This window comes from Shinella sp. WSC3-e (assembly GCF_945994535.1).
In the GTDB taxonomy this organism is placed as follows: domain Bacteria; phylum Pseudomonadota; class Alphaproteobacteria; order Rhizobiales; family Rhizobiaceae; genus Shinella; species Shinella yambaruensis.
Map to the genome: position 1 here is coordinate 1,999,753 of NZ_OZ000530.1, position 13,084 is coordinate 2,012,836.

Here is a 13,084-nt window from a genome sequence, read left to right on the forward strand (position 1 = left end):
GAAGGATAAAAGTCTTGGCGGCCCCTCATCCGGCCTGCCGGTCCCCTTCTCCCCGCAAGCGGGACGAAGGGATATGCCGCACCGATTTCCCCAACAAATACCCGTTCGTGAGGCAAGTCCCCTCTCCCCGCTTGCGGGGAGAGGGTGAGGGGCAACTCGCCACAGGGCGGATAGCGCCGTGAGGCTTCACTCCGCCGCCTGCGGCAGGACTTCTGCCGGCGGCGGCGACGCCTCGTCCTTGCGCTTGCCGAGCGTCTCGGCATGGGCAAGCTCCGCGGCGAGGCGCTTTTCCTCGTCGGCATGCGGGCTGGTGAAGCCGGCGATGACGAGATAGGCGACGGGCGTCAGGTAGAGCGTGACGACGGTGGCAAGGCCGAGGCCGCCGACCAGCACCCAGCCGAGCGAGATGCGCGCCTCCGCGCCCGCTCCGCTGGCGAGGATCAGCGGCAGCGCGCCGACGACGGTGGCGATCATCGTCATCAGGACCGGGCGCAGGCGGATGTTCGAGGCATCCTCGATGGCGCTGCGGATATCCTGCCCGCGGTCGCGCAGCTGGTTGGCGAACTCGACGATCAGGATGCCGTTCTTCGCCATGATGCCGACGAGCAGCACGAGCCCGATCTGGCTGTAGATGTTCAGCGTCGTTCCCGTCATGATCATCGCGAAGACGGCGCAGGCAAGCCCCAGCGGCACCGTCACCATGATGATGATCGCGCTGACGAAGCTCTCGAACTGCGCGGCGAGCACGAGGAAGATGATGGCGAGCGCGAAGCCGAAGGTGATGAAGAGCCCGTTCGAATTCTCCTGCAGCGTCGCCGCTTCCGCCATGGGCAGCACGCGGGAACCTTCCGGCAGCAGCGGCGCGGCCATCTCCTGAACCAGGGAAAGCGCCTCGCCGAGCGCCAGGCCGTCCTTCAGGCCGGCGGAAAGCGAGACGGCGCGCAGCTGCTGTTCGCGCGAAAGCTGCGGGGCGACGGCCTTCTCCTCCAGCGAGGCGATGGACGACATGGGCACGATCTTGCCGTCGCCGGTCTTCAGGAAGATGTTCTCCAGGTCCATCGGGTCGTTGATCGGCTGCGTCGTCGAGGACAGCTTGACGGGATAGGCCTGCCCCTCGACATAGATGTCGACGACGCTCGTGCCTTCCAGCATGGCCTGCAAGGCCGCGGAGAGACCGGTGATGTCGATGCCGAGATCGGCGGCCCGCTCGCGGTTGACGGTCACGGAAAGCTGCGCCTGGTTGGCCTCGTAGTTCAGCCGCACGTTCTGGAAGCGCCCGCTGTCCTCGATCTGGCGCACGAGCTCGGCGGCCGCATTGCCGAGCTTGGTGTAGTCGTTGCCGACCAGCGCGACCTGCAGGCCGTTGCCGGCGCCGCGGATGCCGAGGCTGTTCGGCTGCATGGCGAAGGCGCGCACCGAGGGCACGGCGCCGACCGCCGCGTTGATGTCCTGCACGATCTGCTGCTGCGTGCGCTCGCGCTCGCCCCAGGGCGCCAGCGTCAGCACCATGAAGCCGCTGTTCGTCGAGCCGCCCTGGCCGGAGATCGAGAAGATGTTGACGATCTCGCCGCTGTCGTAGAGCGGGCGCAGCTTGTTCTCGATCAGCTTCATCTGGTCCTGCGCATATTCCAGCGACACGCCCTGCGGCGCGTTCACGCGCAGCATGACCATGGATCGGTCCTCGCTCGGCGTCAGCTCGGACTTGATGGTGAAGAAGGAGGTGGCGCCCGCCGCGGTGAAGATGAGCGCCACGACGAAGACGATGAAGGGCGCGCCGAGGCAGGCATGCAGCGTCGAGCGGTAGAGGCGCGAGGCCGCGCCGCCGATGCGGGTGAGAAGGCCCGTATGCCCGTGCGTCATGTCCTTGGTCAGCATGCGCGAGGCCAGCATCGGGCACAGCGTCAGCGCCACGAAGGAGGAGAGTAGGATGGCGAAGGCGAGCACGAAGCCGAATTCGCGGAAGAGACGCCCCGCCTGCCCGGGCAGGAAGGAAAGCGGGATGAACACGGCGGCGAGCGTCGCCGTCGTGGCGATGACGGCGAAGAACACCTCCAGCGTGCCGAGGATGGCGGCCGCGCGCGGCTTCAGGCCCTCGGCCCGGCGGCGCACGATGTTTTCGAGGACGACGATCGCATCGTCCACCACGAGACCCGTCGCCAGCACGATCGCAAGCAGCGTGAGGATGTTGACGGAGAAGCCGGCCATGTAGATGGCCGCGATCGTGCCGATCAGCGCGATCGGCATGCTGATCGTCGGGATCAGCGTCGCGCGCCAGTCGAGCAGGAAAAGATAGATGACGAGCGTGACGATCGACACCGCGACGATGAGCGCGATCTCCACTTCGTGGATCGCGCCGTCGATGAAGACGGCGTCGTCGCTGGTGATCTTGATCTCGGTGCCCTCCGGCAGGATGTTGGCGAACTGCGCCACCATCTGCTTCACGCCGGCGGAGATATCGAGCGTGTTGGACTGCGCCTGGCGGATGATGCCAAGGCCGATGCCTTGCCGGCCGTTGGAGCGCAGCGCGGTGGAGCCCTCGTCCGGCCCCAGCGTCACCAGAGAGACGTCGCCGAGACGCACGCGGTTCTTCAGGATCAGGTTTTCGAAGTCGGCAGGCGTTTCCAGATCCGCCGTCGCGCGCACGGTGATGTCCTGGCTCTGGCTCTTCAGCGAGCCGGCGGGCACGTCGAAGGCGGCCGTTGCCAGCGCGTTGCGCAGGTCCGCGACCGTCAGGCCGCGCGCGGCGAGCTTCGACTGGTCGACGTCGACGCGGAAGATCTTCTCCTGGTCGCCATAGACGGCGACATCGGCAACGCCCTCCACGGAGGCGAGCCGGTCGGTGATCTCGTTTTCGGCGAGAAGCGTCAGGTCTTCGAGCGAGAGCGTGTCCGAGGTGAGCGCCAGGCGCATGATCGGCTGGCTGTCCGCATCCGCCTTGACGACGCGCGGTTCGTCGGCCCCGTCGGGGATCTGGTTCGCCACGCGGCCGAGCGCGTCGCGCACGTCGTTGGCCGCCTGGTTGACGTCGGTCGTGTCGGAGAATTGCAGGGTGACGCGGCTGCGGCCGAAGGAAGAGGACGAGGAAATGTCCTTGATGCCCTGGACGCGCGAGACGGCGCCCTCGATCACATCGGTCAGCTCGCGGTCGACGGTTTCCGGCGAGGCACCGTCGAACGTCGTGGAGACGCTGATCACCGGCTGGTCGACGGAGGGCAGCTCGCGGATCTCCACGCCGTTGAAGGCGGCAAGTCCGGCGACGACGATCAGCGTGTTGAGCACGAGGGCGAAGATCGGCCGGCGGATGAAGAGCGCGGTAAAACCCGCCTTGCCGGAAGTATCCAGTCCGCTTGCCCCGCCCGACATTACGAGCCCTCCGACACGGAGGACGTCACCTGGCCGTCCTGCTCGGCCACGGTGCGCACCGCGCCGCCCGGCCTCAGCGTCTGCACGCCTTCGGTGACGATCTGGTCGCCCTCGGCGATCTCGGCCTTCACGAGAACCTTGTCCGGATTGCGCTGCACGATATGGACCGGCACGCGCTCGACCGTCTCGCCCTTCACCCGCCAGACATAGGAGCCGTCGGCGCTCCACAGCACGGAAAGCGGATCGACGCTCGGATAGAGGTCGCCGGCAAAGCGCATGGTCACCTGGAAGGACATGCCCGCGCGCAGGAGGTCCTCGGGATTGTCGATCTGGGCCCGCACGCGAAGCGTCCGGCTCTCCTGGTCGATGCGGTTGTCGATCGCCTGCACTTCGCCGGTGAAGGTTTCGCCCGGCCGCGCGACCGCCGTCGCCGTCACCGCGCCGCCGACACGCACGCTCGTCGCAAACCGCTCCGGCACCCAGAAATCGACGAGGATTTCCGAACGGTCGTCGATGCGGGCGATCGCCGACGAGGTGGTGACGTAATCGCCGGGATTGACGGAGATGATGCCGACGACGCCGCCATAGGGCGCGGTGATGTCGCGGCGGCGCAGCGTCAGCTCCGCGTTCTGCAAGGCGAGTTCCGCAGCCTGCAGCGCCGTCTGGGCGTCCTGCAGCTCGGCGGTGCTCATGGTGGATTTCAGGTTCTCGATGCGCGTCAGCTTCTGCCTAGCGCTGTCGCGCGCCACGCGCGCCTGGTCGGCGGTTATGCGCTGCTCATCGCTGTCGAGGCGGGCGATCACCTGCCCCTGCTCCACCCGGTCGCCGGATTTCACCAGCACTTCCGTGAGGTTCCCGGTGGCATAGGGCGTGACGGTTACCGTGCGGATCGCCTCGCCGTCGCCGATGGCGTTGAGCCGGTCGTTGACGACGGACATGGCCACAGGCTTGGTGGCGACAAGCGCCGGGCCGCCGCCGAAGCCGCCGCGGCGGCCACCTTCGCGGCCGCCCTGCGCCTCGCCTTCGCCGGCCGGCGCGATGGCCGCGACGAGCGTGCCGGGCAGGCCCGTGGCCTCCAGCGTGGCATTTGCCCCGGGCACGAAGCGACCCCAGAGCAAGACCCCGGCCGAAAGGACGCCGAGGCTTATGAGGAGCTGTTTCCAAACCCGCATGCAATCTGTCTCCGAAGGAAGCGAACCGTCACCTGTTGCGGCGCGACATAGGCCAAGTATCCCGCTTTGAAAATGAACGGGCAATGAAAGAATGTGATCATTACCGAAATGTAAGATTGGCAGGCTGCTCTGTTACCGAAATGTAAGAAAAGGCGGAGGAATCTTCCCGTCCCGCCCCTTCCGCGAGCACGCACATGACTGGACGCCTCCTGCGCTTGTGGTAGCTTTTTCCCGGCCCCGGCGGCCAAGCCCTATTTCAGTATTCTTTCATCAACGCATTGAACGACAGGGGGAATTCCATGTGTGACGCCTGCGTCATCGATACCGTCAAGAACCGCATGCTTTCGAGGAGGAGCTTTTTCCGCGCCGCTGCCGCGGGCGCTGCCACGGTCGCGGCCGCAAGCTCCGGGGCGCTCAGCCCGGCGCTCGCCCAGGCGCCGACGAAGGCAACGGACCTCACCCATGAGCTCTACGAGGAATTTCCGACCTTTTTTGGGGAGCAGCAGTTCTGGCGCGAGCAGAAGTTCAATTACAAGGAACACAAGTTCAATCTCTTCGAACTGCGCGTGAACGAGCATACCGGCACCCATCTCGACGCGCCGCTGCATTTCTCCGAGGACGGCAAGTCGGTGGCGGAAATCCCGGTCTCCGATCTCGTGGTGCCGCTCGCCATCATCGACATCCGGGAGAAGGCCGCCGCCAATGCCGATGCGCAGCTGACGCCGGACGACATCAAGGCCTGGATCGCGGCCAACGGCGAGCTGCCGGAAAAGGCCTGCGTCGCGCTGCTTTCCGGCTGGGACAAGCATCTCGGCACCGACAAGTTCCGCAATGCCGATGGCGAGGGAAAGATGCACTTCCCCGGCTTCCATGTCGAAGCGGTGCAGTATCTCGCGGAAAATTCGAGCGCGGTCGGCATCGCCGTCGATACGCTCTCGCTCGACTACGGCATCTCGCCGGATTTCGCGACGCACTATTCCTGGCTCGCCTCGGGCCACTGGGGGCTTGAGGCGGCCGCCAATCTGGGAGAGCTTCCGGCCAGGGGCGCGACCCTCATCGTCGGCGCGCCCAAGGTGCGCGGCGGCACGGGCGGCCCGACCCGCGCCATCGCGCTGGCCTGATCCCCATCCGGCCGGCGGTTCCGCCGCCGGCCCATTCCCCCGGAGGAACCATGAGCACCGTCAAGCCCGCCGACGATATGGAAGCCGACCCGCGCGTCAAGGCGGTGTTCGACGACATCCGCGCCACCCGCAAATCGGACTTCGTCAACAATATGTGGCGCTACCTCGCCTTCGACCCGGCGCTGCTGGAGCGCACCTGGGCGGAGGTGAAGGCCGTCATGGCGACGCCCTCGGCGCTCGATCCGCTGGTCAAGGAAATGCTCTACATCGCCGTCTCGGTGACGAACGGCTGCAGCTACTGCGTCCATTCCCACACCGCCGCCGCGAAAGCCAAGGGCATGACGGATGCGCACTATGCCGAGCTGCTGTCCATCGTCTCGCTCGCCGGCAAGACGAACCAGCTCGCCACCGCCCTGCAGGTGCCCGTGGACGACGTCTTCGACGCCGACCGCGCAAGGGCCTGAAGGCCGCCGCTTTCCACAATCCTGCGGCCATTCTTCTTCCCCGCGGAATAAAAGCAGAACGGAAAACTGGCCTTTCGGGACCGAATCACTACATTGAGCCGCATGATCAGCGGTTACGACGACATTCCCTTCTTCGACGAGGACCCGCAGCTGGCCGGCAAGCCTCCGGCCAAGCCCGCCGGCGGCATCGCCGCGCGCGCCATGGCGGCGCGCGATGCGCACCGGGCGCCGGATTATCTCTCCGGCCTCAACCCCGAGCAGCGCGAGGCCGTGGAAACGCTCGACGGCCCCGTGCTGGTGCTCGCCGGCGCCGGCACCGGCAAGACGCGCGTGCTCACCACCCGCATCGCCCATATCCTCGCCACCGGCCGCGCCTTCCCCAGCCAGATGCTGGCCGTGACCTTCACCAACAAGGCGGCACGCGAGATGAAGGAGCGCATCGGCCTCCTCGTCGGCGGCGCCGTCGAGGGCATGCCCTGGCTCGGCACCTTCCACTCGATCGGCGTCAAGCTGCTGCGCCGCCATGCCGAACTCGTCGGCCTCCGGTCGGATTTCTCCATTCTCGATACCGACGACGTTGTGCGGCTGATCAAGCAGATCATCCAGGCAGAAGGCATCGACGACAAGCGCTGGCCGGCAAAACAGTTCGCCGGCATGATCGACACCTGGAAGAACAAGGGCCTCGACCCGGCGCAGATCCCCGAGGGCGACGCACGTGCCTTCGCCAACGGCAAGGGCCGCGAACTCTACGTCGCCTACCAGAACCGCCTGAAGACGCTGAACGCCTGCGACTTCGGCGACCTCCTGCTGCACCCGATCCGCCTGTTTCGCGCCAATCCGGATGTTTTGGCCGAATACCACCAGAAATTCCGCTACATCCTCGTTGACGAGTACCAGGACACCAACACCGCGCAGTACATGTGGCTGCGCCTGCTCGCCCAGCGGCCGAAGGGCACGCCGCAGAACGTCTGCTGCGTCGGCGACGACGACCAGTCGATCTACGGCTGGCGCGGCGCGGAGGTGGACAACATCCTGCGCTTCGAGAAGGATTTCCCGGGCGCGAAGGTCATCAAGCTGGAGCGCAACTACCGCTCCACCGCCCATATCCTCGGCGCCGCCGGCCATCTCATCGCCCACAACGAGGATCGCCTCGGCAAGACGCTCTTCACCGACCGGCGCGATCCCGACGACGACAAGGTCGTCGTGCACGCCGCCTGGGATTCGGAGGAAGAGGCCCGCGCCGTCGGCGAGGAGATCGAACAGCTCCAGCGCAAGGAGCATAAGCTGAACGACATGGCGATCCTCGTGCGCGCCTCCTTCCAGATGCGCGAATTCGAAGACCGTTTCGTCACGCTCGGCCTCAACTACCGCGTCATCGGCGGCCCGCGCTTCTACGAGCGGCTGGAGATCCGCGACGCGCTCGCCTATTTCCGCCTGGTCAGCCAGCCGGCCGACGACCTCGCCTTCGAGCGCATCGTCAACACGCCGAAGCGCGGCCTCGGCGATACGACGATCCGCAACCTGCACGACTATGCGCGCGCCCGCGACATCCCCATGCTCGCCGCCGCCGCCGATATCATCGAGACGGACGAGCTGAAGCCGAAGGCGCGCAAGGCCCTCTTCGACGTCGTCACCGATTTCCGCCGCTGGCAGTCGCTGCTGGAGACCATGCCGCACACCGAGCTTGCCGAGCAGATCCTCGACGAGAGCGGCTACACCGCCATGTGGCAGGCCGACAAGTCGGCCGAGGCGCCGGGCCGCCTCGAAAACCTCAAGGAACTCATCCGCTCGATGGAGGCCTTCGAATCGATGCGCGGCTTCCTCGAACATGTCTCGCTCGTCATGGATGCCGAGCAGAACGAGAACCTCGACGCCGTCTCGATCATGACGCTGCACTCGGCCAAGGGCCTCGAATTCGAGACCGTCTTCCTGCCCGGCTGGGAGGAAGGCCTCTTCCCGCACCAGCGCTCGCTCGACGAGGGCGGCCGCTCGGGGCTGGAGGAGGAACGCCGCCTCGCCTATGTCGGCATCACGCGGGCCAAGCGCCGCTGCCACATCTGGTTCGTCTCGAACCGCCGCATCCACGGTCTCTGGCAGACGACCCTGCCCTCGCGGTTCCTGGACGAACTGCCGGAAGCCCATGTCGAGGTGGCCGAGGTCGAGCAGTCCTATGGCGGTTACGGCCGCGGCGGCTACGGCCAGTCGCGCTTCGACAAGCAGGAGCCTTTCCAGAACGCCTATTCGACGCCCGGCTGGCGGCGTGCCCAGGCGAACCGCACCGATGCGACGCGCGACAACTGGGGCTCACGCTCCGGCCATGCGGTCGAGCGCATCGGCTATGGCGAGAGCGGGCCGCGCGCGCGCACCATCGACGGCGAGCTCGTGGCGAAATCGACCGTGAGCGAGCCGTCGAAATTTGCGATCGGCGACCGCGTCTTCCACATGAAATTCGGCAACGGCAACGTGGCGGCGATCGAGGGCAACAAGCTGACGATCGATTTCGACCGCGCGGGCCAAAAGCGCGTGCTGGACGGCTTCGTCGAAAGGGCCTGAGCCGGCTTGATCTTTACCGCTGTTCCCCCCTCTGCCCTGCCGGGCATCTCCCCCTCAAGGGGGGAGATCGGCAAGAGGCGAAAATCTTGCTCAATCGGCAACGACAAAGAGAGAAGCGAAACGCTGCTCCACCCAATCTCCCCCCTTGAGGGGGAGATGCCCGGCAGGGCAGAGGGGGGTGCCACCGCCTCCCATGAGAGCAATCAGGCGCCGGCCTTGCGATAGAGCGCGGCGAGCTGCATGCGGGAGGACGGCAGTTCCGGCACCACGACCAGCATGGTCACATGGCCGCGCTTGAAGGCGTTGAGGAACGGCTCGTAGTTCTGGAAGGCGACGCAGCCATGCGAGCCCTTCTGGCCGCGCAGCAGGTTGGTGTGCGTCAGAAGACCCGTGCGGTTCTTCGGATCGCGACCGTCGATCGACGTCATGCGGATCGCCTCGACGCCGTGGAAGCGCCGCTCGCGCATCTTCAGGCGATAGATGCCGGCCGGCGTCGGCCCGTTCATCTTGACATGCTCATAACGCGGATTGTCGCGCATCTTGCCGATGCCGGAATGGGCACGCAGCTTCGTGCCGTCGGGCATGTAGACCGTCGCGTTGGAGACATCGTAGATCGCGACCTTCGTGCCGCGGCCCGGCCAGCCGGTGCCGCTGCCGCCCTTGCTCTTGAAGAGGTCGCCGAACAGCGAGCGCTCGGGCTTGACGAGGGCGACGTCTTCCTTGTCCCTGGTCTTCGCATCCTCGCGCCTGGTGCGCGCGACGGGCTTTTCCTCCACCGCCGGCTTTTCGATGGTGACCGTCTCCAGCGCGGGCTTTGCCTCCGGCAGCGGGATCTGGCCGAGGAGGTTTTCCTCCTCCGCCTCCGGCTTCTGCATGACGAGGCCGAAGGGCTGGATGTCCTTGCGGGCGGAAACGTCCTCGACGAGCGCCGTCACCATGGCCGGCTGGCCGGTGATCCGCTTTTCGTCTTCCACGGAACGCTCGGCGCGGGCGATGGCTGCCTCGATCATCGCCGCCTTCGCCTTCTCCCGCTTGACGGCGGCGGCGAGCTGAATGGAAATCCGGCGCTGATGAGCGACCTGGATGGCCTCCGCGGTCAATTGCTTCTGGCGCAGCTCGCTTTCCGACGGCGACGAGAGCCGCGAAAACTTCGCGACCTTCACCATGCGCTCGGTGTGGTTCTTCTCCGTTGAAACGGGTTTGCCGTGAAGGGAAGCGGCGATTGTCTTCTTGCCCTCGGAAAGCAGGGAAGCCGCATCCTGCATTGCGCCGAGCGTCGAGACGACAGCCCAGGCGGAACCGGCGATGACGCCGCAAGCCAAGAACGTGCTGAGAAGGATACCCCCCCGGCGGGATTTCGACGCGGAACGCGCGGAACTGTATACAGACGCCATAATACTCGTTACCCGATACTCGTTACTCGACGCGGCCGCGGAAAACACGCTCCGGAAGCCGTTACGCTTGCGGCAGGCGGCGGGATCACGCGTCCCGGGCTTCTGCCGAACGAGCAAAGAATGGCGAAATATGGTAAGCAATTCCTAAACGGCGCCTCGCGTTTTTGAAGGAGTCTGCCGGACGGTCCTCAACATCCGGCAAAGCTGCCTTTCACGAGAATGCGGCGCGGGCGTGTCGAAAGTCCGCGTATCCCTAGAACTGGGGATGCCGGGAAAGCCAGTCGGTGGCCGCCTCGTAGCGCGCGGCGGCGGCCAGCACGTCGCGGTCGGCCCGCGGGCGGCCGATGATCTGGATGCCGGCGGGCAATCCGTTCGCGCCGAAACCGGCCGGCATGGCGGCGACGGGAAGGCCGGCCAGCGTCGGGCCGATGACCACCTCCATCCAGCGATGATAGGTATCCATCGCCCGCCCCGCGATCGCCTTCGGCCAGTCGAGCCCGGCTTCGAAGGGGAAGACCTGGGCGGAGGGCAGGATCAGGAAATCGTAGGTCTCGAACAGGCCCATGACATGGCGCAGCCAGTCGCTGCGGCCGAGCGAGGCGGCATAGACCTCCGCCGCCGAGAGGTTCCGGCCGTTCTCGATTTCCCAGATCATCTCCGGCTTCATGCGCGCGCGCCGGTCCGGATCGGCGTAGTCGGCCGCCTGGCCGTTGGCGACGAGGAAGTGGCGCAGCGTGCGCCAGGTCTGCCAGAGCCGCGCCATGTCGAAGCCCGGCGGCACCTCCTCCACGCGGCATCCAAGCCGCCGGAAGACGTCGAGCGAGGCGCCGCAAAGCTCCAGCACGCCGGGCTCGAAGGGAAGGTAGCCACCGAAATCGCCGAGCCAGCCGATGCGGGCGCCGGAGAGATCGTGGTCGGCATCGAACGCGAGGCCATCGTCGGGAAGCGACAGCGGGTCGCGCGGATCGTGGCCGGATTGCGTCGCCAGGAGGGCAGCGGCATCGGCGACGCTGCGCCCCATCGAGCCGTTGACCGCGAGCTGGCCGAGGAAGAGCTCGGTGTTGAGCGAGGGCACCCGGCCGAAGGACGGGCGGAAGCCGACGACATTGTTGAAACCGGCGGGATTGCGCAGCGAGCCCATCATGTCGCTGCCGTCGGCGACCGGCAGCAGCCGGGCCGCCAGCCCCGCCGCCGCGCCGCCCGAGGAGCCGCCGGCACTCCTGCCGGTATCGTAGGGATTGCGCGTGACGCCGAAGACCGGATTGTAGGTGTGCGAGCCGAGGCCCATTTCCGGCGCATTGGTCTTGCCGATGACGATGGCGCCGGCCGCCCGGATGCGCTCGACATGGATGTCGTCGTAGTCGGGCACGAAATCCGCATAGTTGGCCGAACCGAACGAGCAGAGGATGCCCTTCGCCTCGGAAAGGTCCTTCACCGCGAAAGGCATGCCGTGCAGCCAGCCGTGACGGTCCCCCGCCGCAAGCGCCCGGTCCGCCGCCTCCGCCTCGGCCAGCAGCACATCGGCCGGGCGCAGGCTGACAAGAGCGTTGAGGCGCGGGTTGATCGCCTCGATGCGGGAAAGATAGGCCGCCATGACGCTGCGGCAGTCGAGCCGACGCTCGGCGATGGCGGCGGAAAGGGCAAGGGCGGAAAGGTCGGTGATGTCCTGCAAGGTCGGCTCCGGCATTCGTCTGGAACAGAGCTAGCAGGCGGAAGGAAGGAGCGCCAGCCGGTCCTAGCCGGGCGGGACGCCCTGACGGAAGGCGAGCGCGAAGAAACCGACAGCGGCGAGCGAGCCGACCGTGCGCACGTGGTTCCACATCGTCCAGACGCCGAGATAGCGCTGCCAGAGGGCCGCCTGTTCAGGGCTGCCGGCGGGTGCGGCGGCGAGCGCCTCGTTGAGCGGCACGTTGAAGACGATCGTCACGCCGATGACGGCGAGGAGGAAGACGACGCCACCCGCCGCAGCCAGCAGGCCGCCGGCTCCGCCCTGCAGGAAACCGAGGACCGCCAGCACCAGCGACAGCAACGCCCCGCCGAAGAAGGCCGAGAAGAACCAGGGGTTCTGGATGACGGCATTGATGGCGTTCATCGCCGCTGCCCCTTCGGCCGGCGAAAGGCGGGCGAAGGCCGCCATGATGCAGACCGAGAAGATGAAGAACAGCCCGGCATTCAGCGCCGCGGCGAGAATGGAAAGGAAGGTCAGGATGGGAAAGGCGCTTGCCATGGTCGGGTCCTCCAGAAGCCGTTTCGTCCGCATCACGGGCGCGCTCGAAAAAATCGCGTGGCGGTCGGCCGGCCCCGCGCGCGGCATCGCCGCCCAAAAATATGAGCAATCCTCATATTTGCAAAATGTGAGAAATCCTCGTATTTGTCAAGACCAATCGAAAGTCCTCTCGGAAAGACCGATGGCCGAACCGCAGACCCGCCGCGCACCGACCCAGAAACGCAGCCGCGAACGGGTGGACGCCATCCTCGCCAATGCGACGGACATGATCGCGCAGGCGGGCAGCGACGCCCTGCGCATGAGCGAGCTCGCCCAGCGCACGGGCATCTCGATCGGCTCGCTCTACCAGTATTTTCCCGACAAGAGCGCCGTGGTGCACGCCCTTGCCGAACGCTGCAATGCGGAAAGCCGCGCCTGCATCGCCGAAGGCCTTGCCGCCGTCGGCAGCATGGAGGCGCTTGCCGACGCCTTCGGCAGCCTGATCGACACCTATTACGCGATCTTCCTCGCCGAACCGGTCATCCGCGACATCTGGTCCGCCGTGCAGGCGGACGGGGCGCTGCGGGCCATGGAGGTGGAGGAGAGCCGCCGCAACGGCGCCCTGCTCGCCGCCCGGCTGCGGATGCTGCGCCCCACGGCCGATGCCGCCCGGATCGAGGCGACCGCCCTCCTCGTCATGCATCTCGGCGAGGCGACGATGCGCCTTGCCGTCTCGGTCGACCGGGCGGAAGGCGACAGGCTGGTCGCGGCCTACAAGCGCATGGCGATCCGGGAGCTGACGGCCCTGTAG

At 66.7% G+C, this 13,084-nt stretch carries 9 protein-coding genes; 4 read left to right on the plus strand and 5 right to left on the minus strand.

Translation table 11 applies throughout. The features are described from left to right. Positions 1 to 186: 186 nt before the first annotated feature. On the minus strand, positions 187 to 3,363 hold the full coding sequence (locus AABF56_RS10010) for an efflux RND transporter permease subunit (RefSeq protein ID WP_272805806.1): 3,177 nt from the start codon (positions 3,361 to 3,363) through the stop codon (positions 187 to 189). Further along, positions 3,363 to 4,535: an efflux RND transporter periplasmic adaptor subunit gene (locus AABF56_RS10015; protein ID WP_272805807.1), complete on the minus strand. Its 1,173-nt coding sequence runs from the start codon at positions 4,533 to 4,535 to the stop codon at positions 3,363 to 3,365. The genes AABF56_RS10010 and AABF56_RS10015 overlap by 1 nt, the downstream gene beginning before the upstream one ends. Before the next feature lie 299 nt (positions 4,536 to 4,834). Here AABF56_RS10015 and AABF56_RS10020 point away from each other — a divergent pair, with 299 nt between their 5' ends. The 3 genes from AABF56_RS10020 (at position 4,835) to AABF56_RS10030 (ending at position 8,673) form a co-directional block, all read left to right on the plus strand. After that, complete coding sequence (locus AABF56_RS10020; RefSeq protein ID WP_272805808.1) at positions 4,835 to 5,656, plus strand: cyclase family protein; 822 nt, start codon at positions 4,835 to 4,837, stop codon at positions 5,654 to 5,656. Positions 5,657 to 5,706: 50 nt separating this feature from the next. Beyond that, positions 5,707 to 6,120 (plus strand): carboxymuconolactone decarboxylase family protein, encoded by a 414-nt coding sequence (locus tag AABF56_RS10025; protein ID WP_272805809.1) that lies wholly within the window; start codon positions 5,707 to 5,709, stop codon positions 6,118 to 6,120. 102 nt (positions 6,121 to 6,222) lie between these two features. Next, a complete protein-coding gene (locus AABF56_RS10030) occupies positions 6,223 to 8,673 on the plus strand; it encodes an ATP-dependent helicase (protein WP_272805810.1) in 2,451 nt (816 codons plus the stop codon). Between the two features lie 203 nt (positions 8,674 to 8,876). Here the strand turns inward: AABF56_RS10030 and AABF56_RS10035 are convergent, their stop codons facing one another. The 3 genes from AABF56_RS10035 to AABF56_RS10045 form a co-directional block, all read right to left on the minus strand. Beyond that, positions 8,877 to 9,995, minus strand: coding sequence for a DUF2778 domain-containing protein (locus tag AABF56_RS10035; protein WP_272805811.1), 1,119 nt, complete (start codon positions 9,993 to 9,995; stop codon positions 8,877 to 8,879). Positions 9,996 to 10,320: 325 nt separating this feature from the next. Further along, positions 10,321 to 11,739 (minus strand): amidase, encoded by a 1,419-nt coding sequence (locus AABF56_RS10040; protein ID WP_272805812.1) that lies wholly within the window; start codon positions 11,737 to 11,739, stop codon positions 10,321 to 10,323. Between the two features lie 63 nt (positions 11,740 to 11,802). Then, a complete protein-coding gene (locus AABF56_RS10045; RefSeq protein ID WP_272807480.1) occupies positions 11,803 to 12,294 on the minus strand; it encodes an anthrone oxygenase family protein in 492 nt (163 codons plus the stop codon). Positions 12,295 to 12,475: 181 nt separating this feature from the next. Here AABF56_RS10045 and AABF56_RS10050 point away from each other — a divergent pair, with 181 nt between their 5' ends. Then, positions 12,476 to 13,084: a TetR/AcrR family transcriptional regulator gene (locus AABF56_RS10050; RefSeq protein WP_272805813.1), complete on the plus strand. Its 609-nt coding sequence runs from the start codon at positions 12,476 to 12,478 to the stop codon at positions 13,082 to 13,084.

Bases quoted from the DNA above. Each gene is read 5' to 3' on its own strand.
- AABF56_RS10015 (WP_272805807.1), bottom strand. From the start codon at position 4,535: ATGCGGGTTTGGAAACAGCTCCTCATAAGCCTCGGCGTCCTTTCGGCC.
- AABF56_RS10020 (WP_272805808.1), top strand. From the start codon at position 4,835: ATGTGTGACGCCTGCGTCATCGATACCGTCAAGAACCGCATGCTTTCG.
- AABF56_RS10045 (WP_272807480.1), bottom strand. From the start codon at position 12,294: ATGGCAAGCGCCTTTCCCATCCTGACCTTCCTTTCCATTCTCGCCGCG.
- AABF56_RS10030 (WP_272805810.1), top strand. From the start codon at position 6,223: ATGATCAGCGGTTACGACGACATTCCCTTCTTCGACGAGGACCCGCAG.
- AABF56_RS10050 (WP_272805813.1), top strand. From the start codon at position 12,476: ATGGCCGAACCGCAGACCCGCCGCGCACCGACCCAGAAACGCAGCCGC.
- AABF56_RS10010 (WP_272805806.1), bottom strand. From the start codon at position 3,363: ATGTCGGGCGGGGCAAGCGGACTGGATACTTCCGGCAAGGCGGGTTTT.
- AABF56_RS10025 (WP_272805809.1), top strand. From the start codon at position 5,707: ATGAGCACCGTCAAGCCCGCCGACGATATGGAAGCCGACCCGCGCGTC.